This window comes from Rubellimicrobium sp. CFH 75288, assembly GCF_009904055.1.
In the GTDB taxonomy this organism is placed as follows: domain Bacteria; phylum Pseudomonadota; class Alphaproteobacteria; order Rhodobacterales; family Rhodobacteraceae; genus Rubellimicrobium.
This window is the reverse complement of sequence record NZ_WYDP01000064.1, coordinates 1-610: the sequence shown is the minus strand read 5'-3', so window position 1 is coordinate 610 and position 610 is coordinate 1. Positions and strand designations below refer to the sequence as shown.

The window sequence follows — 610 nt, the reverse complement described above, 5'->3', positions numbered from 1 at the left end:
CGCGCGCGCCCTCCGCTGCGACCCGGGCGATCCCGGTCTGGCATTCCGCCACCGCTTGGCGGTCGGCCTCGCCGTCGCCGCGCTGATCCTCGTCCTCTCGCTCCTCAGGTAATCCCATGCACATGACAGACCGGGGCCTTCTGGCCCTCGTCCGGCACGAGGGTATCGTGCCCGGACCCTATCTCGATGTGAAGACCGTCTGGACCTTCGGCATCGGCCACACGGCCGCCGCCGGTCCGCCCGATCCGGCAACGATGCCCCGCGGCATGCCCGACGATCTCGATGCGGGGGTCCGCGAGGCCTTTCGGGTCTTCCGCGCCGATCTTGCCGCCTACGAGGCCGAGGTGCGCCGCGCCGTGAAGGTGCCGCTCGCGCCGCACGAGTTCGATGCGCTGGTCTCCTTCCACTACAACACCGGCGCCATCGCGAGCGCCACGCTGACGAAGGCGATCAACGCAGGCAATCGCGTTGCAGCCGCCGACGCGTTTCTGAACTGGCGGCGGCCGGCCTCGATCATCCCGCGCCGCGAGGCCGAGCGCGACCTGTTCCGCCACGGCCGCTATCCCGGCGGGACGATCCCGGTCTGGGCCGTGGACCGCGGGGGTCGTGT

The 610-nt window shown here is 71.3% G+C and carries 1 protein-coding gene; it reads left to right on the top strand.

The annotated features are described in order from the left end of the window. Positions 1–116: 116 nt before the first annotated feature. The coding region (locus GT358_RS16385; protein WP_166583697.1) for a lysozyme at positions 117–610 on the top strand (494 nt) is incomplete at its 3' end.